This window comes from Candidatus Pantoea floridensis, from assembly GCF_900215435.1.
Classification (GTDB): domain Bacteria; phylum Pseudomonadota; class Gammaproteobacteria; order Enterobacterales; family Enterobacteriaceae; genus Pantoea; species Pantoea floridensis.
This window is the reverse complement of sequence record NZ_OCMY01000001.1, coordinates 1,169,798-1,190,622: the sequence shown is the minus strand read 5'-3', so window position 1 is coordinate 1,190,622 and position 20,825 is coordinate 1,169,798. Positions and strand designations below refer to the sequence as shown.

14 protein-coding genes are annotated in these 20,825 nt (G+C 55.3%); 5 read left to right on the top strand and 9 right to left on the bottom strand.

The genetic code is table 11. From position 1 onward, the window contains the following. The first annotated feature begins 79 nt into the window (after positions 1-79). The 4 genes from carA (at position 80) to folA (ending at position 6,610) form a co-directional block, all read left to right on the top strand. Positions 80-1,228 (top strand): glutamine-hydrolyzing carbamoyl-phosphate synthase small subunit, encoded by a 1,149-nt coding sequence (carA, locus tag CRO19_RS05620; protein ID WP_097094970.1) that lies wholly within the window; start codon positions 80-82, stop codon positions 1,226-1,228. 13 nt (positions 1,229-1,241) lie between these two features. Continuing rightward, entirely contained in the window at positions 1,242-4,466 is a 3,225-nt protein-coding gene (gene carB / locus CRO19_RS05615) for a carbamoyl-phosphate synthase large subunit (protein WP_097094969.1), read from the top strand. 236 nt (positions 4,467-4,702) lie between these two features. Then, a complete protein-coding gene (locus CRO19_RS05610; RefSeq protein ID WP_097094968.1) occupies positions 4,703-5,845 on the top strand; it encodes a porin in 1,143 nt (380 codons plus the stop codon). 285 nt (positions 5,846-6,130) lie between these two features. Then, entirely contained in the window at positions 6,131-6,610 is a 480-nt protein-coding gene (folA, locus tag CRO19_RS05605) for a type 3 dihydrofolate reductase (protein WP_097094967.1), read from the top strand. A 47-nt stretch (positions 6,611-6,657) separates the two neighbouring features. On the opposite strand, the gene apaH is transcribed toward folA, so the two are convergent. The 6 genes from apaH to lptD are packed head-to-tail and all read right to left on the bottom strand — an operon-like array spanning position 6,658 to position 13,486. After that, positions 6,658-7,527, bottom strand: coding sequence for a bis(5'-nucleosyl)-tetraphosphatase (symmetrical) ApaH (gene apaH, locus CRO19_RS05600; protein ID WP_097094966.1), 870 nt, complete (start codon positions 7,525-7,527; stop codon positions 6,658-6,660). Positions 7,528-7,576: 49 nt separating this feature from the next. Then, on the bottom strand, positions 7,577-7,954 hold the full coding sequence (apaG, locus tag CRO19_RS05595) for a Co2+/Mg2+ efflux facilitator ApaG/CorD (protein WP_097094965.1): 378 nt from the start codon (positions 7,952-7,954) through the stop codon (positions 7,577-7,579). 4 nt (positions 7,955-7,958) lie between these two features. Beyond that, positions 7,959-8,783 (bottom strand): 16S rRNA (adenine(1518)-N(6)/adenine(1519)-N(6))-dimethyltransferase RsmA, encoded by an 825-nt coding sequence (gene rsmA / locus CRO19_RS05590; protein ID WP_097094964.1) that lies wholly within the window; start codon positions 8,781-8,783, stop codon positions 7,959-7,961. Beyond that, positions 8,776-9,768: a 4-hydroxythreonine-4-phosphate dehydrogenase PdxA gene (pdxA, locus tag CRO19_RS05585; protein ID WP_097094963.1), complete on the bottom strand. Its 993-nt coding sequence runs from the start codon at positions 9,766-9,768 to the stop codon at positions 8,776-8,778. Before pdxA ends, rsmA begins: the two co-directional genes overlap by 8 nt. Continuing rightward, positions 9,758-11,053 (bottom strand): peptidylprolyl isomerase SurA, encoded by a 1,296-nt coding sequence (gene surA / locus CRO19_RS05580; RefSeq protein ID WP_097094962.1) that lies wholly within the window; start codon positions 11,051-11,053, stop codon positions 9,758-9,760. Before surA ends, pdxA begins: the two co-directional genes overlap by 11 nt. A gap of 54 nt (positions 11,054-11,107) precedes the next feature. Further along, positions 11,108-13,486: an LPS assembly protein LptD gene (gene lptD, locus CRO19_RS05575; RefSeq protein WP_097097597.1), complete on the bottom strand. Its 2,379-nt coding sequence runs from the start codon at positions 13,484-13,486 to the stop codon at positions 11,108-11,110. 182 nt (positions 13,487-13,668) lie between these two features. Between lptD and djlA the strand changes: the two genes are divergently transcribed. Further along, on the top strand, positions 13,669-14,481 hold the full coding sequence (gene djlA, locus CRO19_RS05570; RefSeq protein ID WP_097094961.1) for a co-chaperone DjlA: 813 nt from the start codon (positions 13,669-13,671) through the stop codon (positions 14,479-14,481). A gap of 146 nt (positions 14,482-14,627) precedes the next feature. On the opposite strand, the gene rluA is transcribed toward djlA, so the two are convergent. From rluA to polB, 3 genes are all read right to left on the bottom strand, one after another. After that, the gene (rluA, locus tag CRO19_RS05565) at positions 14,628-15,287 is read right to left on the bottom strand and encodes a bifunctional tRNA pseudouridine(32) synthase/23S rRNA pseudouridine(746) synthase RluA (protein ID WP_097094960.1); all 660 of its coding nucleotides are present in this window, start codon (positions 15,285-15,287) and stop codon (positions 14,628-14,630) included. A gap of 19 nt (positions 15,288-15,306) precedes the next feature. Beyond that, positions 15,307-18,213 carry an RNA polymerase-associated protein RapA gene (gene rapA, locus CRO19_RS05560; RefSeq protein ID WP_097094959.1) on the bottom strand — a complete coding sequence of 969 codons (2,907 nt, stop codon included), beginning with the start codon at positions 18,211-18,213 and terminating at the stop codon, positions 15,307-15,309. Between the two features lie 152 nt (positions 18,214-18,365). Then, positions 18,366-20,726, bottom strand: coding sequence for a DNA polymerase II (gene polB / locus CRO19_RS05555; RefSeq protein ID WP_097094958.1), 2,361 nt, complete (start codon positions 20,724-20,726; stop codon positions 18,366-18,368). Positions 20,727-20,825 lie beyond the last annotated feature (99 nt).

The window sequence follows — 20,825 nt, the reverse complement described above, 5'->3', positions numbered from 1 at the left end:
GGCGGGTTTTGCATTGATTCTGGCACTGCTTTTGAATTAATATGCAAATATTGTGACTGTTTATTCCCTGGAGGATGTTTTGATTAAGTCAGCGCTCTTGGTTCTGGAAGACGGAACCCAATTCCACGGTCGGGCCATTGGGGCTACGGGGTCGGCAGTGGGAGAAGTTGTTTTCAACACTTCAATGACCGGTTATCAAGAAATCCTCACTGATCCTTCCTATTCCCGCCAAATCGTTACCCTCACTTATCCCCATATCGGCAATGTTGGCGTTAACGCCGCTGATGAAGAATCCAGCCAAATTCATGCACAAGGCCTCGTTATTCGCGATCTGCCGCTGATTACCAGCAACTTCCGCAGTGAAGAAAGCCTGTCAGCTTATCTGCAGCGCAATAACATCGTCGGCATCGCCGATATTGATACGCGCAAACTGACCCGTTTGCTGCGTGAGAAAGGTGCACAGAGCGGCTGCATTATTGCGGGCGATAATCCGGATGCCGCACTGGCGCTGCAGAAAGCGCAGGCGTTCCCGGGCCTGAAAGGGATGGATCTGGCGAAAGAAGTCACCACCGCAGAAACTTACGCGTGGCAGCAGGGCAGCTGGACGCTGGAAGGCGACCTGCCGGAGCAAAAAAGCGCCGAAGCGCTGCCATTCCATGTGGTGGCGTACGATTACGGCGCTAAGCGCAACATCCTGCGCATGCTGGTGGATCGCGGCTGCCGCCTGACGGTGGTACCGGCACAAACTTCGGCGGAAGACGTGCTGGCACTTAATCCAGACGGTATTTTCCTGTCGAACGGTCCTGGCGATCCTGAGCCGTGCGACTACGCCATTAAGGCCATTCAGGCGTTCCTGAAAACGGATATTCCCGTATTTGGTATCTGCCTCGGCCATCAGCTGTTAGCGCTGGCGAGCGGTGCCAAAACCGTCAAGATGAAACTCGGCCACCACGGCGGGAACCATCCGGTGAAAGATCTCGATAACAATACCGTGATGATTACCGCGCAGAACCATGGTTTTGCGGTTGATGACAGCCAGTTGCCAGCGAATCTGCGCGTGACGCATGTGTCGCTGTTTGACCAAACCGTGCAGGGTATTCACCGCACCGACAAACCGGCTTTCAGCTTCCAGGGACACCCGGAAGCAAGCCCAGGCCCGCACGACGCGGCGCCGCTGTTCGATCACTTTATCGAACTGATCGAAGCTTACCGTTCTAACGCGAAGTAATCAGGAGCCATTGATGCCAAAACGTACAGACATAAAATCCATCCTGATCCTTGGCGCTGGCCCGATCGTCATCGGCCAGGCATGCGAATTTGACTACTCCGGTGCGCAGGCGTGTAAAGCGCTGCGCGAAGAGGGTTACCGCGTCATTCTGGTGAACTCGAACCCGGCCACTATCATGACCGACCCGGAAATGGCCGATGCCACCTACATCGAGCCGATTCACTGGGAAGTGGTACGCAAGATCATTGAAAAAGAGCGCCCGGATGCAGTGTTGCCAACCATGGGCGGCCAGACAGCGCTGAACTGTGCGCTGGAGCTGGAGCGTCAGGGCGTGCTGGCGGAGTTCGGCGTGACCATGATTGGTGCCACCGCCGATGCGATTGACAAAGCCGAAGATCGCCGCCGTTTTGACGTGGCGATGAAAAGCATTGGTCTCGGCACGGCGCGTTCCGGTATTGCGCACAATATGGAAGAAGCGCTGGCGGTGGCCGAAGACGTTGGCTTCCCGTGTATCATCCGTCCTTCCTTTACCATGGGCGGCACCGGCGGCGGTATCGCCTATAACCGCGAAGAGTTCGAAGAGATTTGCGAACGCGGTCTGGATCTGTCGCCAACCAATGAGCTGCTGATTGATGAGTCGCTGATTGGCTGGAAAGAGTACGAGATGGAAGTGGTGCGTGATAAAAACGACAACTGCATCATCGTCTGCTCAATCGAAAACTTCGATGCGATGGGCATTCACACCGGCGACTCGATCACCGTGGCACCAGCGCAAACCCTGACCGACAAAGAGTATCAAATCATGCGTAACGCCTCGCTGGCGGTACTGCGTGAAATCGGTGTAGAAACCGGCGGTTCTAACGTGCAGTTCTCGGTGAACCCGAAAGATGGCCGTATGATCGTCATCGAAATGAACCCGCGCGTGTCGCGCTCTTCGGCGCTGGCCTCGAAAGCTACCGGCTTCCCGATTGCAAAAGTGGCCGCCAAGCTGGCGGTAGGCTTTACCCTCGATGAGCTGATGAACGACATCACCGGCGGCTTAACGCCGGCATCGTTCGAACCGTCAATCGACTACGTCGTGACCAAGATTCCTCGCTTCAACTTCGAGAAGTTTGCCGGTGCCAACGATCGTCTGACGACGCAGATGAAATCGGTGGGTGAAGTGATGGCGATTGGCCGTACTTTCCAGGAATCGATGCAGAAAGCGCTGCGTGGTCTCGAAGTCGGCGCCAACGGTTTTGACCCAAAAGTCAGCCTGGACGATGCCGAAGCACTGACGCGCATTCGCCGCGAACTGAAAGACGCCGGTTCTGACCGTATCTGGTACATCGCCGATGCCTTCCGCGCCGGCATGTCAGTGGATGGCGTATTCAATCTCACCAACATCGACCGCTGGTTCCTGGTACAGATTGAAGAGCTGGTGCGTCTGGAAGAGCGAGTTGAGCGCGAAGGCGTGAACTCGATCAGTGCCGAATTCCTGCGCGCGTTGAAGCGTAAAGGCTTTGCCGATGTGCGCCTGGCTGCGCTGGCGGGCGTTTCAGAAGGTGAAATCCGCAAGCTGCGTCAGCAATTTAACCTGCATCCGGTCTACAAGCGCGTTGATACCTGCGCCGCTGAATTCGCCACCGATACTGCGTATATGTACTCCACCTACGAGGAAGAGTGCGAAGCTAATCCAAACCAGGATCGTGAAAAAATCATGATTCTGGGCGGCGGTCCAAACCGTATCGGTCAGGGCATCGAGTTCGATTACTGCTGCGTGCACGCCGCGCTGGCACTGCGTGAAGACGGGTACGAAACCATCATGGTTAACTGTAACCCGGAAACCGTCTCGACCGATTACGATACCTCAGACCGCCTGTACTTCGAACCCGTTACCCTCGAAGACGTGCTGGAAATCGTGCGCATTGAGCAGCCAAAAGGCGTGATCGTGCAGTACGGTGGCCAGACGCCGCTGAAACTGGCGCGCGCGCTCGAAGCGGCTGGCGTACCGGTGATTGGTACCAGCCCGGATGCGATTGACCGTGCAGAAGACCGTGAGCGTTTCCAGCAGGCGGTTGATCGCCTGAGCCTGAAGCAACCAGCGAACGCCACCGTGGCTACGCTGGAGCAGGCGGTAGAAAAAGCGGCCGGCATCGGCTATCCGCTGGTGGTGCGTCCTTCTTATGTGCTGGGCGGCCGCGCGATGGAAATCGTTTACGATGAAATCGACCTGAAGCGCTACTTCCAGACTGCGGTTTCCGTCTCTAATGATGCGCCAGTACTGCTGGATCGCTTCCTCGACGATGCGGTTGAAGTGGATGTCGATGCGATTTGCGACGGCGAGCGCGTGCTGATTGGCGGCATTATGGAGCACATCGAGCAGGCGGGCGTGCACTCCGGTGACTCTGCGTGTTCACTGCCGGCCTACACGCTGAGCACGGAAATCCAGAACGTCATGCGTCAGCAGGTCGAGAAACTGGCCTTTGAGCTGAATGTACGCGGCTTGATGAACGTGCAGTTTGCGGTGAAGGACAACGAGGTTTACCTGATTGAGGTTAACCCGCGTGCCGCACGTACCGTACCGTTCGTGTCGAAAGCCACCGGCGTGGCGCTAGCCAAAGTGGCGGCGCGCGTAATGGCAGGCAAAACGCTGGCGGAGCAGGGCGTCACCAAAGAAGTGATTCCACCGTATTACTCGGTGAAAGAAGTGGTGCTGCCGTTCAACAAGTTCCCAGGCGTTGACCCGATTCTTGGCCCGGAAATGCGCTCTACCGGTGAAGTGATGGGCGTGGGTCGTACCTTCGCGGAAGCCTTTGCGAAAGCGATGCTAGGCGCGCAGAGCAACATGAAGAAAACCGGTCGTGCACTGTTGTCGGTGCGTGAAGGCGATAAGAAACGTATCGTCGACCTGGCGGCGAAGCTGCAGAAGTTTGGTTTCGAGCTGGATGCGACACACGGCACCGCAGTGGTGCTGGGCGAAGCGGGTATTAATCCTCGTCTGGTGAACAAGGTGCACGAAGGTCGTCCACACATTCAGGATCGTCTGAAGAATGGCGAATATGCCTATATTGTGAACACCACGGCGGGACGTCAGGCAATTGAAGACTCCAAGCTGATTCGTCGCAGCGCGCTGCAATATAAAGTGCATTACGACACCACGCTGAACGGCGGTTTTGCGACGGCGATGGCGCTGAATGCCGATCCGACTGAGCAAGTTATCTCAGTGCAGGAAATGCACGCACAAATTAAAGGCTAAGCAGACATTGCGGTATGAAAACGGCTCCTGTGTGGGCCGTTTTTTTTGCCTTTAGTGACCAGGCAAATATCGTTATCTGTAAAAATCATATTAATTTGACATAGTATTTATCAGTTGATGCGGAAACTGTTACATCCAGGAATATCCGCACAAAATTATAAATAACAACCCAGTAAGCGCACCGTACTATTTCGCTCGCTCATCAATAGAGCGCTCACCTTTACTGGGAATAAAAAATGAAAATGCGTGCTTTCACTCTCAGCGCTATTGCTGCATTACTCGCAGCGGCGCCACTTGCTAGCCAGGCGGAAATCACTCTGCTGAAGCAGGATCCACAGGCAGGCGATCCGCTTAGCCGTCTTGACTTCAAAGTGGGCGGCAGTATTCGTCCACAGTTCCAGCATCAGAACGGGGTTAACGACCAATCATACAAACGCAATGGTTATGATGGTGGTTCACGTTTCCGTTTTACCGCTAACTACTACCTGTTTGATGACGTGAGTTGGGTCGGTTATTACGAGCTGGGTGTTAACTTCCCTGCATGGTGGGGATGGGATAATCATCATGCTGATGGTGCTAACAATACCACGCGTCGCCAGCTCTATACCGGCTTCAAAAGCGCCTCTTTGGGTGAACTCTACTTTGGTCAGCAGAACAGCGTTTATTACGATGTAGTAGGCGCGAAAACCGATATCTGGGACTACGATATGCTGGCCCAGGCACCGGGCAACGGCATCAATGGTGACTACGACGGTTCTTATCGTTCACGCAAAATGCTGAAGTACAAAAACACCTTCGGTGATGCGGATGTGTACGCGGCATATCTGTTTGAAGATGATGATTTCCTGCCGGGAAATGGCCTGCGCTACAAGCGTAAAGGCGGTGGCTCGTTGGGTGTTAACTACCACATCACCAAAGATCTGGCATGGGGCACCGCGTGGAACTACACCCGTGCTGATATCCATAATCCAGGCAACGGCGACAGCAAGCGCTACGACCAGAATATCTACGGTACCGCACTGAGCTGGACGCCGGATAACTGGACGCTGTCAGCCGGCGCCGGTTGGTATGAGAACTTCTCGCCTACCAAACGCAATACCGTCAACAACTACTTCGCCGATGACGCGTGGGGCGTTGAATACTTCGCGGGTTACAAATTCCCGATTGGTCAGTACGCGGTGAAATCCATCCAGCCTTACTTCATGGGTGACCGTCTGGAGTTCGTCAACGGACGTGATTACAAACGTATCGACAATGGGGTTGGCGTGAGCGCACAGCTCGACTATGGCTTCCGTGTTGATTACGAATATGTCATCACATCTAGCACCGACAAATCACTGGGTAACGTAAACCTCGTGCGTCTGCGCTACGATTTCTAACCTGTCTTAACGGCTCCCGCGGGAGCCGTTTTCTTTTATCGCACAGAGTGCGCTTTTCTTTACACTGCGCTACCCACGATCTGCCGTGATGCGCTGAGTTGTGCCGTCTCACCAGCAATTTCTGGCGCCTCTCCCCGCTATTGCTGGAAAAGTCGGTGCAAAACTCTGTCCAATAACAAAAGTGCGGTGGCATCGGAGCTTTACGCAAATAGCGGGGGCGGCCTATCGACGAAAGTTTCGCCTTTACGTATGATGGCGCCAATTTTTTCCTGTAGGTCTTTTAACATGATTAGTCTGATCGCGGCGCTGGCTGCGGATCGCATTATCGGTATGGAAAACGCCATGCCCTGGAACCTGCCTGCTGATCTGGCGTGGTTTAAGCGTAATACCTTGAATAAGCCGGTGATTATGGGCCGTCTGACCTTTGAATCTATCGGTCGTCCGCTGCCTGGGCGTCTGAACATTGTGGTCAGCAGCCAGCCAGGCAACCATGAAGGCGTTACCTGGGTAACGTCGCTGGAAGAAGCAGTGAAAGCCGCAGGTGATGTTGACGAGATGATGGTGATTGGCGGTGGACGCGTTTACGAGCAGATGCTGGCGCGTGCGGATCGTCTGTATTTGACCCACATCGATGCGGAAGTAGAAGGGGATACGCAGTTCCCGGATTACGAGCCGGATGAGTGGCAATCAACCTTCAGCGAATTCCACGATGCCGATGAGCAGAACTCACACAGCTACTGCTTCGAGATTCTGGATCGCCGTTGATTACATTTGTTATTCGTAGGGTCGCCATTCATGGCGACCTTTTTTATTTATGGCGTATCGCTTAACGGTGGGTGTGCGCTGACCGCACTTTCCGCCATCGCCTGCTCGCGATTGGAGGCTTGCACGTAATAGTGTTTGCTTTCCCAATGCAGCAGCGTCAGTGTTCCGCCCCAGCAGCAACCGGTATCCAGACCAATTACGTGCTCCGGCGTGCCTTTCCCCTCCAGTGACGCCCAATGACCAAAAATCTGCGTGTAGTGACTGTCGATCTTGCTCGGCACCATAAACCACGGCTTCAGCGGCGGTGGTGCAGATTCAGGGGATTCCTTACAAATCATATCCAGCTGGCCATTTGGGAAGCAGAAGCGCATGCGCGTCAGCGCATTGGTGCTAAACCGCAGGCGTGCCAGCCCGCTAAGCTCCGGCGTCCAGTTATTAGGCATGTCGCCGTACATGGCGTCGAGAAACAGCGGATAGCTGTCGCTGGAAAGCACTGCTTCTACTTCGCGCGCGCACATTTGCGCCGTGTCCAGATCCCACTGCGGCGTAATGCCGGCATGAGCCATCAACAGTTTCTTCTCTTCATCCACCTGCAACAGCGGCTGACGGCGTAACCAGTTGATCAGTTCATCGGCATCATCGGCTTCCAGCAGCGGCGTCAGGCGATCCTTCGGCTTATTACGGCTGATTCCCGCATACACAGCGAGCAGATGCAGATCGTGATTGCCCAGCACTAAGCGTACGCAATCTCCCAGCGATTTCACGTAGCGCAGCACCTCAAGCGAGCCGGGGCCGCGCGCCACCAGATCGCCGGTAAGCCATAGAGTGTCGTGCTGCGGATCGAAATCTACCTGCGCCAATAGCGCACGAAGCTCGTCATAACAGCCATGAATATCGCCAATCAGGTATGTACTCATTGTCAGTCCGATGAAAACGCGCCGCCCGGACTGGCCGGGCGGGGGAGGATTAATGAATGTGGGTTTGCACCGCAAGTCGGAACACCGGGATCTCGACGTGGAACTCTTCTCCCGCGTCATCGATCATCACATAGTGGCCCTGCATGGTGCCCATCGGCGTTTCCAGAACTGCGCCGCTGGTATACTGATATTCGCCGCCGGCAGCAATGTGCGGCTGTTCGCCGACCACGCCTTCACCTTGCACTTCAGTCTCGCGACCGTTGCCATTAGTGATGAGCCAATAGCGGCTGCGCAGCTGTACGCTGCTGCGCCCTAAATTGCGGATGGTGATGGTGTAGGCAAACACGTAGCGATCCTCGTCGGGCAAGGATTGCGACTCCACATACTGACTATGTACATGGACACAGACGCGGGCCAATTCACTCATGCACTCAATTCTCCGGAGTTTCTGCCTGATGATTGCTCAACCAGTTTGCCAGTTGGCAATATTGCGCCACAGAAACGTTTTCTGCACGCAGCGAGGCATCGATGTCCAATTGATCCAGCGCACCAGCCGCAAACATATGAGCGAGGCTGTTGCGCAGCGTTTTACGGCGTTTACCAAAGGCTTCAGTGGTAATGCGGCTCAGCAGACGAATATCGCTGACCGGATACTGCGGCTGCATATAAGGCACTAAACGCACCACGGCCGAATCCACTTTCGGTGCCGGCGTGAATGACTCTGGCGGCACTTCAAGCACAGGAATGACCTGGCAGTAATACTGCGCCATCACACTTAAACGCCCATAAGCTTTGCTGCCCGGTCCGGCGACTAAGCGATTCACCACTTCTTTCTGCAACATAAAGTGCATGTCTTTAATCGAACCAGTATAGCTGAAAAGGTGGAACATCAGCGGCGTCGAGATGTTGTACGGCAGGTTGCCGAACACGCGTAGCGGCTGACCTTTCTCCTGCGCCAGCGCGGAGAAATCAAAGGTCATGGCATCCTGCTGGAAAATGGTCAGCTTTGGACCGAGGAACGGATGCGTTTGCAGACGCGCGGCAAGGTCGCGGTCCAGTTCGACAACGGTCAGCTCATCCAGACGCTCGCCTACCGGCTCGGTTAACGCACCAAGGCCGGGGCCAATTTCCACCACCGCTTCACCTTTTTGTGGGTGAATGGCGGAGACAATGCTGTCGATAATGTACTGATCGTTCAGGAAGTTTTGCCCGAAACGTTTACGGGCATAATGCCCCTGATGGACGCGATTATTCATTACTGCTCTTGATCATAGTGATGGCGAGATTAAGCGCCGTGATAAAGCTGCCCGGATCTGCCTGGCCAAGGCCGGCTAATTCAAGCGCGGTGCCGTGATCGACAGAAGTCCGGATAAAGGGCAGGCCAAGGGTGATATTCACCGCACGACCAAACCCCTGAAATTTTAGCACCGGTAAGCCCTGGTCGTGATACATCGCCAGCACTGCGTCGGCATGTTGCAGATATTTCGGCTGGAACAACGTGTCCGCGGGCAGTGGTCCGGTGAGTTGGATGCCTTGCTGACGCAGCTCGTTGAGTGCCGGAATAATGGTATCAATCTCTTCGCGGCCCATATGGCCGCTTTCGCCTGCATGCGGATTAAGGCCACAGACGAAGATATGGGGATTCGGCAAACCAAACTTTTGCTGCAGATCGCGATGCAAAATGGCGATCACTTCATGCAGACTTTCGCGGGTAATCGCAGCGGAAACATCTTTCAGCGGCAGATGGGTGGTGGCCAGCGCAACGCGCAGCTCTTCCGTTGCCAGCATCATCACCACCAAATCGCCACCAGCGCGATCGGCAAAGAACTCGGTATGGCCGGTAAACGGAATGCCGGCATCATTGATAACGCCTTTATGCACGGGGCCGGTAATCAACGCGGCGAACTCACCGTTGAGGCAGCCGTCACAGGCGCGTGCCAGCGTTGCCAGCACATAGTGACTGTTCGCGACACAGAGTTCGCCAGCCGTGACCGGCTGAGCAATATCTACTTGCAGCAGCGTTAGGGTGCCCGCCTGCTGCGGTTGTGCTGCGACGCCAGGCTGATAATCGCGTAGCGTCAGCGGTAAACCCAGTAAAGCAGCGCGACGGCGCAGAAGCTCGCCGTCGCCGCAGACTACCAACTCAACTGGCCAGTTTTGCTGCGCCAGTTGAACGGTGAGGTCGGGACCAATCCCGGCAGGTTCGCCGGGGGTGATCGCTACACGATAATTACTGACCATTGTTATCCAGGATCTTCACGTAAGCACCGGCGCGTTGTTCCTGCATCCAGGTTTGCGCTTCTTCCGCAAATTTACGGTTGAACAGCATGCGATACGCGCGCTCTTTTTGCGCTGCGTCGGTCTTATCAACCTGACGCGTATCCAGCAGCTGAATCAAGTGCCAGCCAAATGAGGAGTGAACCGGTTGGCTAACCTGGCCTTTCTGCAGTTTCAGCAATGCATCACGGAACGCCGGATCGTAAATTTCCGGCGATGCCCAACCGAGATCGCCGCCCTGGTTTGCTGAGCCCGGATCGTCAGAGAACTGTTTAGCCGCAGCAGCGAAGGTGGTTTTGCCACTTTTAATATCAGCTGCGATCTGTTCGATCTTGGCTTGTGCCTGCGCATCAGTCAGGATCGGTGACGGCTTCAGCAGAATGTGGCGCGCGTGGACTTCGGTCACGGAGATGTTTTTGCTTTCGCCACGCAGGTCGTTCACTTTCAGGATGTGGAAGCCCACGCCTGAACGAATTGGACCGACGATATCGCCTTTCTTCGCCGTGCTCAGCGCCTGCGAGAACAGCGTTGGCAGCTCTTCAATCTTGCCCCAACCCATGTTGCCGCCTTTCAGCGCCTGCGGATCGGCAGAGTAGGTCACTGCCAGTTTGCCAAAGTCGGCGCCGCCTTTCAGTTGACCGACCAGCTGGCGAGCCAGCGTTTCCTGATCGTCAACCTGCTGTTGCGTTGGATTTTCTGGCAGCGGCAACAGAATCTGGCTGATATTCAGTTCGGTACCCTGCGTGTTCTGTGCGCCAACCTGAGCGGCCAGCGTGTCGACTTCCTGCGGCAGGATAGTGACGCGGCGACGCACTTCGTTATTACGCACTTCAGCGATCGTCATCTCTTTGCGAATCTGCGCACGGTACACGTTATAGTCCATGCCATCGTACGCCAGACGGCTGCGCAGCTGATCGAGACTCATGCGGTTCTGCGCGGCGATGTTCTGAATAGCCTCATCCAGTTGCTGATCGGTAATCTGAACGCCCGCTCTTTCACCCATCTGCAGAATGATGGCATCCATGACCTGGCGTTCCAGGATTTGATGACGCAATGTTTTGTCATCAGGGAGTTGCTGTTTTGCCTGCTGCGCCTGTGATTTCACGGTGCGCATCATGTCATCAACGTCACTTTCCAGTACCACGCCGTTATTCACGACAGCGGCAACTTTATCAACCACTTGTGGGGCTGCGAACGCAGTGTTGGCGGTAATCGCCACACCAAGAATCAGCATTCTCCAGTTCTTCATACTTTATCCATTGTTGTTTCCGCACTGCGGGATAGCCTGTCAAACATCACAACATCAGAAAGCGCGCTGGTAAGGGATGATGCCCTGACGCAGCATTTCATTGGTGCCTAAGCCATAGTTGGAACTCAGACCACGCAGCTCAATGTTGAATGAGATTTGGTTGTCATACTTACTGTCGTTGTTTTCCCAACCGTTGATCTTGCGTTCGTAACCCAGACGGATGGCGTAGCAGCACGAGCTGTACTGCAGGCCGACCAGCTGCTCAGCCGGACGACTGTTGCGGGTATCGTAGTAATAACCGCCAACCAGTGACCAGGCATCGGCAATTGGCCAGCTGGCGGTGGCACCCACCTGCGAAATCCCGTTTTTGTAAATCGGATCCGTCACCAGGTTTGAGTTATTCAGCGCCTGCGCTACGTATTCCGGGCTGCTGTAGCGGTAGCTCAGCTGTACCATGCGATCGGCATCCTGACGATACTCAACCACGGCGTTGCCCTGTGCCACGTTATCGAGGCGCGTGTCATATTGCAGTCCACCACGCGCGCCCCAGCGATCGCTGATTTTCCAGTAAGTGTCGCCGGCCCAGACCAGGCTGCCGGTGTCATCTTCTTTGTTCGTCTGGTTTACGCCGGTACGAGACGGGGTAAACGAGTAGATTTGACCCACAGAAACGTTAAAACGTTCAACCAGATCGTTATCATAAATACGCGTGGTAACACCAGAAGCCACTTCGTTAGCGGAAGCGATGCGATCCAGGCCGCTGTAGGTACGATCGCGGAACAAACCGGTGTAATCAGTTTGCAGTAGGGTTGAGTCGTAAGGGTAGATATTGCTCTGGTTACGATAAGGAACGTAAAGGTACTGCACACGCGGTTCCAGCGTCTGCGTATAGCCAGGTTCCCAATCCATATCGCGGTCAAACACTAAGCGACCATCGATTTTGAACTGCGGCAGAGTACGGTTAACCGAATCATCCAAACGACCGCTTGAACCGCCGACGTTCGCAATTTCACCGTTGTTATAGGCGTTGATATTTTCTTGTTGGTAATGGGTTGCCAGGAATTTCGCTTCGGTATCCAGGCTTGCCCAGCCGTTTGACAGTGGCAGATCCAGCGTTGGTTCGAGGTGCAAACGCGTCGCTTCAGGCATGCGGCTGTTTACGTTGGTAAATTTCACCGCTTGCGCATAGACGTGGCCATCAAACGGTCCCATATCGTTCTGATAGAAATTCAGATCGAGCTGAGGCTGAGCGCGATAGACATTGCTGTTGCTGGTGTTACCAAAGACCTGGAAGTCTTTACTCGACAGGGTGGCATCCCAGTTGGTGTCCGCATAGCCAAAACTGAACTTCTGCGTGGCGTAACCGTCGGTGGAGCTGTAGTACTTCGAGTCGAGATCGTTGAAGTAATACGGATCGCTCACTTTGGTGTAGTCAGCATTGAAACGCCAGTGCTGATCGTAAACGCCTGCATGACGCCAGAAGAATAACCAGCGATCGGAACTGTCATTCTGGGCGATTCCGCGCACGGCTTTGTCGTTATCGTACTGCTTATCTGACTGGAGATAATCCAGCTCCATCAGACCCGCACCAAACACCGTCAGATAGCGGAATTCGTTCTGCAATTGCAGACCGCGTTTTTCCATATAATGCGGCGTAATGGTGGCATCGGCCTGTGGCGCGATATTCCAGTAATACGGCAGCATGAATTCGAAGCCGTTATTGCTACCGTACTTCGCATTCGGGATCAGGAAGCCAGAACGACGACGATCGCCAATCGGCAACTGCAAATAGGGGCTGTAAAACACCGGCACATTGCCGAGCTTAAAGCGGGCGTTCCAGATCTCCGCGACTTCTTCTTCGCGGTCCTGAATCACTTCGGAACCGACCACGCTCCAGCTATTGGAACCCGGCAAGCAGGAGGTAAAGCTGCCGTTTTCCAGAATGGTATAGCGATTATTACCGCGCAGTTTCATCTGATCGGCATCGCCGCGGCCCTGGCGGCCAACCATCTGATAATCACCGTTCCACACATTGGTGTCTTTGGTGTTCAGATTTGACCAGGCTTTCGGACCTTTCAGGATGACCTGATTGTCGTCATAGTGCACATTACCCAGCGCATCCACGGTGCGAACCGGCGTGGTTTGGCCATCCTGCGGACGTTGATGCAGTTGCACCTCGTCGGAACGCAGGCGGCTATTGCCCTGTTGCACATCGACGTTGCCAGTGAACACCGCGTCATTCGGATAATTGCCTTTGGCTGAATCAGAATTGATGGTGACCGGCAGCGAATTGGTATCGCCATTAACCAGCGGGCGGTTGTAGCTCGGCACGCCCAGCATGCACTGCGACATCAGATCGTCGGCAAGTGATGACTGGCTATAAAGCGCTGCACCAATCATGGTAGCCAGCAGGGTAGGTATACGTTTTTTCATACGCGGTTTCGATAATTCCATGAAAACTGGCATCATGCCGACAATCCGGTCAGAGACTAACTTACTGCCCGGCGTTGCGCCAGTGTTAATCCTTGTCTGTCCGCGTTGCCGTTAGGCGCTGAGATAAATGACAGGTATGATAATGCAATTTTCAGCCGCAAGCATGGCGAATTGAGGAGTTTATGCGCTACTGGGGAAAAGTAATCGGTCTGGCTATCGGGATATTTTCCGGTGCAGGCTTTTGGGGCATTGTACTGGGTCTGATCATTGGTCACATGTTTGACAAAGTACGCAGCGTGAAGGGACAGGGTTATTTTGCCAATAACCAGGCGCGTCAGACGCTGTTTTTCAGTACCACTTTCCAGGTGATGGGCCATTTGACCAAGTCAAAAGGGCGCGTGACCGAAGCAGATATCCAGATTGCTTCCTTATTTATGGATCGTATGCAGCTGCACGGTGATGCACGTACCGCCGCACAGCGGGCTTTTCGTGAAGGCAAACAGAGCGACTATCCATTGCGTAGTAAACTACGCGAGCTGCGCAGCGCCTGCTTTGGTCGTTTCGATCTGATTCGGATGTTTCTGGAAATCCAGATTCAGGCGGCGTTCGCCGATGGTTCACTGCATCCCAACGAGCGGCAGGTGCTGTATGTCATCGCCGAAGAGTTGGGCATTTCACGAGCACAGTTTGATCAGTTCCTGCGTATGATGGAAGGCGGCCAGCAGTTTGGTGGCGGCGGTTCTTACTCCGGCGGGGCCTATCAACAGTCGCAACGTGGGCCTACGTTAGAAGATGCCTGCAGCGTGCTGGGCGTGAAAAGCAGCGATGATGGCACCACCATCAAGCGCGCGTACCGCAAGCTGATGAGCGAGCATCATCCCGACAAGCTGGTGGCGAAAGGCTTGCCGCCGGAAATGATGGAGATGGCGAAACAGAAAGCGCAGGAAATTCAGGCGGCTTACGATTTGATTCGTAAGGAGAAGGGGTTTAAGTAAGGTTGTTTTTCCCTCACCCCGGCCCTCTCCCGCAAGCGGTAGAGGGGGCTGATCGAGCAAATTTTGAGGTTGAGTGACTCACTTTAACATCGCACAAAACGGTTCCCTCGCCCGCTTGCGGGAGAGGGCTAGGGTGAGGGACGAAACTAAAAATCTGCCGGCTGTCTAAACGTCATACTGTTACCAAACGCTGGATGGGTAATCGACAGCGACTCGGCATGCAGTTGCAAACGTGGTGCCATCGCCAACGCTTCCTCATGCGCATAAAAGCGGTCGCCAAGAATCGGATGCCCCAGCGCCAGCAAATGCACACGTAGCTGGTGGGAACGCCCGGTAATGGGCTTCAGCTGTACGCGCGCACTGTTGGTGGTTTCATACTCCAGCACCTGATATTCGGTCTGCGCTGCTTTGCCGTTCTCGAAACACACCATCTGCTTCGGTCGATTTGGCCAGTCGCAAATCAGCGGTAGATCGATTAAGCCTTTCTCGGCGGCCGGATGGCCCCAAACGCGCGCCACATAATACTTAGAGGGCTCACGCTCACGGAACTGGCGCTTGAGTTCACGCTCAGCGGCTTTATTCAGGGCCACGACAATCACGCCGCTGGTCGCCATATCAAGACGATGCACCGATTCCGCCTGCGGGAAATCACGCTGGATGCGCGTCATCACGCTATCCTTGTGCTCCTCCAGGCGGCCCGGCACCGACAGCAACCCGCTCGGTTTATTCACCACCATAATGTGCTCGTCCTGATACAGAATATGCAGCCAGGGTTCGAGCGGCGGGTTGTACGCTTCCATCAGCATGATGTCGTGGTCCTGAACATTATTGGTGCGTCACGACGATCAGGCGCAGCGCATCAAGACGCCAGCCGGCGTCGCCGAGGCTTTCCAATACCTGCTCGCGATTGCTTTCCAGCGCTTCAACCTCATCATCACGGATGTTGGGGTTAACGGCGCGCAGCGCTTCAAGGCGTGACAGTTCGGCTCCCAGCTTCTCTTCGGCTTCGACTTTCGCCGCAGCAATAATCGCCTGCGCTTCCGGCACGATCACTTTTTCCGCTTGGGTCAGAATCTCATGCACGTCTTGCTGCACCGCATTCACCAGCTTGCTGCCGGTATGACGATTCACTGCATTCAGCTGACGGTTGAAGCTTTCGAACTCGACCTTGCCAGCCAGGTTATTACCGGCACGGTCCATCAACAAACGCACTGGCGTTGGCGGCAGGAAGCGGGTGAGCTGCAGGTTTTTCGGTGCCTGCGCTTCCACCACATAGATCATCTCGACCAACAGCGTGCCTACCGGCAGCGCCTTGTTTTTCAGCAGCGATAGCGCGCAGCTGCCGGTATCGCCCGAAAGAATCAGGTCAAGACCATTGAGGATCAGCGGATGCTCCCAGGTGATGAACTGGGTATCTTCGCGCGACAGCGCCTGATTGCGGTTAAAGGTCACAGTGCAACCGTCTTCCGGCAGGCCAGGGAAATCGGGAACCAGCATATGATCGGAAGGCGTCAGCACGATCAGGCTATCGCTGCGATCTTCCTGATTGATGCCGACGATATCGAACAAATTCAGCGCGAAGCTGACCAGATCGGTATCGTTGTCCTGCTCGCCGATCGCGTTCGCCAGCGCTTGCGCCGCTTCACCGCCGTTGGAGTTCAGTTCCAGCAAGCGATCGCGCCCCTGTTCCAGCTGAGATTTCAGCGCATCATGCTGCTTACGGCTTTCCGTGATGAACGCATCCAGCCCCTGCGGATTCTCCGGCGCGGCGAGGTATTCAATCAGCTGAGAGTACTCTTTATCGTAAATGGCGCGGCCGGTTGGGCAGGTATGCTCAAACGCGTCCAGACCTTCGTGATACCAGCGCAGCAGCACCGCCTGCGCGGTTTTTTCCAGCCACGGCACCAGAATCTGGATGTCATGCATTTGGCCGATACGATCGAGACGACCGATACGCTGCTCGAGCAGATCCGGGTTAAACGGCAGATCGAACATCACCAGGCGGCTAGCGAACTGGAAGTTACGGCCTTCAGAACCGATTTCTGAGCACAGCAGCACCTGCGCACCATCCTCTTCTGAGGCGAAGAAGGCTGCCGCGCGGTCACGCTCGATGATCGATAATCCTTCGTGGAAGACGGCGGCGCGGATGCCTTCGCGCTCACGCAGCACCTGCTCCAGCTGCAGCGCGGTGGCCGCTTTAGCGCAGATCACCAGCACTTTCTCTTTGCGGTTGCTGGTGAGATAGCCCATCAGCCACTCTACGCGCGGATCAAAGTTCCACCAGGTTCCGCTATCGCCTTCAAATTCCTGATAAATCTGCTCGGGATACAGCATGTCACGCGCGCGTTCTTCTGCGCTTTTACGCGTGCCCATAATGCCGGAGACTTTAATGGCGGTTTGATACTGCGCCGGCAGCGGCAGGCGAATCTGATGCAGCTCGCGTTTCGGGAAGCCTTTTACACCGTTACGCGTGTTGCGAAACAGCACGCGGCTGGTGCCGTGGCGATCCATCAGCATTGAAACCAGCTCTTTACGCGCTTCTTCTTTGCCGTCGCGATCGCTGTTAGCCACCTGCAGCAGCGGCTCGATATCCTGCTCACCGATCAAATCGTTGATCAGATTCATTTCATCTTTGCTGATGGCGTGATCGGCCAGTAGCGAGCTGACGGCATCCGCCACCGGGCGGTAATGCTGCTGTTCTTCAACGAACTGGCCAAAATCGTGGAAGCGATTCGGGTCGAGCAGGCGCAGACGGGCAAAGTGGCTCTCTAAGCCCAGCTGTTCCGGCGTTGCGGTCAGCAGCAGCACGCCAGCGGTTTTCTCAGCCAGCTGCTCAATAACCTGATATTCACGGCTCGGTGCGTCTTCGCTCCACGCCAGGTGGTGCGCTTCATCGACCACCAGCAGATCCCAATCGGCATCCGCCAGCAGTTCAAGACGCTGCTTGTTGCGGCGTACAAAATCGAGCGAACAGATAATCAGCTGCTCGGTTTCAAAGGCGTTATCGCTGTCGTGCTGCGCTTCGGTATAGCGATCATCATCAAACAGCGCAAAGCGCAGGTTGAAGCGACGCAGCATTTCGACCAGCCACTGATGTTGCAGCGTTTCTGGCACCACGATCAGCACGCGCTCGGCACGGCCCGCCAGCAGCTGTTGCTGGATGATCATGCCGGCTTCGATGGTTTTACCCAGGCCGACTTCATCCGCCAGCAGCACGCGCGGTGCGTGACGACGGCCAACATCGTGCGCAATGTGCAGCTGATGCGGGATCAGGTTGGTGCGCATGCCGCGCAGGCCGCTGATCGGCAAGCGGTATTGCTCACTGTGATATTTGCGGGCGCGGAAACGCAGCGCAAAACGATCCATGCGGTCGAGCTGACCGGCGAACAGGCGATCCTGTGGCTTGCTGAACACCAGTTTGCTGTCCAGCATCACTTCGCGCATCACCACACCCGTTTCTTCGGTATCAAGACGCGTGCCGATGTAAGTCATTAATTCGTTTTCGTTGCGGACTTCATCGACGCACATCTGCCAGCCTTCATGGCTGGTGATGGTGTCACCCGGATTGAAAATTACGCGAGTTACCGGAGAATCATTTCGGGCATAGAGGCGATTTTCGCCGGTTGCCGGAAACAGCATGGTGATCATGCGCGTATCGATCGCAACAACCGTGCCCAGTCCCAGTTCACTTTCCGTATCACTAATCCAGCGCTGACCCAGTGTAAAAACCATATATTTTTTGCTCGACTCTCTTACATGCCATAAAGAAGTTCACCTGCACTCAGGCAATACGCAACCGCCAAACGGGTGTTTGGTCAGATTGTGTGTGCGGTGAGAATCAGGAAGGGCGCTATGGTACTGGATGGCAAGGCATTCGTCACCTGTCAAAAAAGCCCCAGCTGCCCAGTAATCAGTGTAGCAAAGTCATCACCCACGAACGGTAAAATGCCGTCAGCCACCGGTTGTAGCTGTTTGGTGACGTAATGATCGTAGTCGAGAGGCGTGTTACGCGCTTCAAGCGGTTCCGGTCCTGCCGTCGCCATCACATAGCGTATCGAGCCGCCGTTTTGGTACTGCAACGGCCGTTGCAGCTTACGATTTTGCTCATCGGCGAGGCGCGCGGCGCGCACGTGGGGCGGCACATTCCGCTCGTAATCTTTTAACGCACGACGCAGCCGCTTTTTGTAAATCAGCTGCTCATCGAGCTCCCCGGCCAGCAGTTGCGCCACGGTTTCGCGGATATAATCCTGCCACGGCTCGCCGCGGAAAATGCGGCCATAAAGATTTTGCTGGAACTGCTGCGCCAGCGGCGTCCAGTCGGTACGCACCGATTCAAGACCTTTAAACACCAGCCGTTCGCCGCCGTCGCTTCGCATCATGCCGGCGTAGCGCTTTTTGCTGCCTTGTTCAGCGCCGCGAATCGTTGGCATCAGGAAACGGCTGAAATGGGTTTCGTACTCAAGCTCCAGCGCGCTCGCCAGTCCATAAGTCGCGTGCAGATGCTGTTGCCACCAGCCGTTGACGTGTACAGCCAGACGGCGACCAATTGCCGCAGCATCCTCTTCGCTGTGCGCGCCTTTCAGCCAGACAAAGGTAGAATCGGTATCGCCATAAATCACATCAAAGCCTTCCGCTTCAATCAGCTCACGCGTTTGCTGCATGATGGCGTGGCCGCGCAGCGTAATGGATGACGCCAGGCGCGGATCGAAAAAGCGACAGGCGCTGGTACCGAGCACGCCATAAAAGGCGTTCATGATGATTTTCAGCGCCTGTGACAGCGGTTTATTGCCGTCGCGCTTGGCCGCTTCGCGCCCTTGCCAAATCTGCTCAACAATCGCCGGTAAGCTGTGGATTTCGCGGGAAAAGCGCGCGTTGCGAAAGCCGGGCACGGAATCGGCATCATCCGGGTGCGCCAGGCCCTCGACCAGCCCAACCGGATCGATCAGGAAGGTGCGAATAATCGAGGGATAAAGGCTTTTATAGTCCAGCACCAGCACCGAGTCGTACAAGCCGGGACGGGAATCCATGACGTAGCCGCCGGGGCTGGCTTCCGGTGCTACTTCGCCAAGGTTAGGCGCGACGAAACCGGCGCGGTGCATGCGAGGAATATAGAGATGACCAAATGCCGCCACCGAACCGCCGTGGCGATCGACCGCCAGACCGTTTACCGTGGCGCGTTCCAGCAGAAACGGCATGATGGCGGTGTGCTGAAATATGCGCGTTACCAGCTCGCAATCCTTAAGATTGTACTTCGCTAACGCCGGCTTATCGTTAGCAAAGCGCCAGTTGATCTCTTCCATGCGCTGCCACGGATTATCGATGGCTTTACCTTCGCCCAGTAGCTGGCGCGAGACCGCTTCAAGGCTGAAAGAGGGGAAATCCCAGAAGGCAGATTTAAGCGCGTCGATGCCGTCAATAATTAAGCGGCCGGTGGCCTGCGCGAAGAATACACCGGGTTTAAAACCGTGCTCACGCCACTCTAAAGCCTGTTTCTGACGACCTAAACGCAGCGGAATGCCGTAGCGATCGGCATGTTTTTGTAATACGCGCAGGTCAAACTGCACCACGTTCCAGCCGATAATCACGTCTGGTTCATGTTGCTCAAACCACGCGTTGAGCTGCTCCAGCAGCTGCGGGCGGCTTTCAACATAGATGAGTTCAAAATCGAGGGTGCTGGCGTCACCGTTAGCGGGGCCGAGCATGTAGACCTGACGCTGGCCGCAGCCTTCCAGGCCAATACAATAAAGCTCGCCGTGCTGGGTGGTTTCGATATCCAGCGACACCCATTTTAGCTGCGGACGATAATCCGGGTGCGGCTTCAGGCGCGCGTTGACCACGCTGTCGCCGCGCGTTTCACCGCTAAACCATACCGGCGCGGTAATAAAGCGCTCCATCAAATAGCGTTCAGGCGGACGAATATCCGCTTCGTAAACGGGGGTGCCGTTCTCGCGCAGGCGTTTTTCCAGATTCTGCAGTTGGCGGTTGCTGCGGCAATAGAGGCCAAACACCGGGCGGCGGCGGAAATCCTTCAGCTCCAATGTTTGCAGGCGCGTATGGCGCTCGTCGTGCAGTAGCGCCTCAGTTTGCGCGCGAAACTCCTCAGGAATAAACGCCACCGATTCCTGGGCAGGCAGTACCAGCCGCTGCGGGCCGCTGTCGGTTGCCAGCCATAGCACCACTTCGCTGCCGGTCGGCGTATCTCGCCAATGTCGGGTAAGCAGAAAACCTGCGCGCGGTTCGGTCACGTTAACTCCAGAGAATGAATTGCATTCAGTATAACATGGATGTTTATACAGTGTCTCGGCGGGTGAAATTGTCACCACTTTGTCAACATCGTTCTACAA

Excerpts from the sequence above, each read along its gene's own strand:
- lptD (WP_097097597.1), bottom strand. The coding sequence starts at position 13,486 with ATGAAAAAACGTATACCTACCCTGCTGGCTACCATGATTGGTGCAGCG.
- rsmA (WP_097094964.1), bottom strand. The coding sequence starts at position 8,783 with ATGAATAATCGCGTCCATCAGGGGCATTATGCCCGTAAACGTTTCGGG.
- djlA (WP_097094961.1), top strand. The coding sequence starts at position 13,669 with ATGCGCTACTGGGGAAAAGTAATCGGTCTGGCTATCGGGATATTTTCC.
- apaH (WP_097094966.1), bottom strand. The coding sequence starts at position 7,527 with ATGAGTACATACCTGATTGGCGATATTCATGGCTGTTATGACGAGCTT.
- apaG (WP_097094965.1), bottom strand. The coding sequence starts at position 7,954 with ATGAGTGAATTGGCCCGCGTCTGTGTCCATGTACATAGTCAGTATGTG.
- pdxA (WP_097094963.1), bottom strand. The coding sequence starts at position 9,768 with ATGGTCAGTAATTATCGTGTAGCGATCACCCCCGGCGAACCTGCCGGG.
- CRO19_RS05610 (WP_097094968.1), top strand. The coding sequence starts at position 4,703 with ATGAAAATGCGTGCTTTCACTCTCAGCGCTATTGCTGCATTACTCGCA.
- rapA (WP_097094959.1), bottom strand. The coding sequence starts at position 18,213 with ATGGTTTTTACACTGGGTCAGCGCTGGATTAGTGATACGGAAAGTGAA.
- folA (WP_097094967.1), top strand. The coding sequence starts at position 6,131 with ATGATTAGTCTGATCGCGGCGCTGGCTGCGGATCGCATTATCGGTATG.
- carB (WP_097094969.1), top strand. The coding sequence starts at position 1,242 with ATGCCAAAACGTACAGACATAAAATCCATCCTGATCCTTGGCGCTGGC.
- rluA (WP_097094960.1), bottom strand. The coding sequence starts at position 15,287 with ATGCTGATGGAAGCGTACAACCCGCCGCTCGAACCCTGGCTGCATATT.
- surA (WP_097094962.1), bottom strand. The coding sequence starts at position 11,053 with ATGAAGAACTGGAGAATGCTGATTCTTGGTGTGGCGATTACCGCCAAC.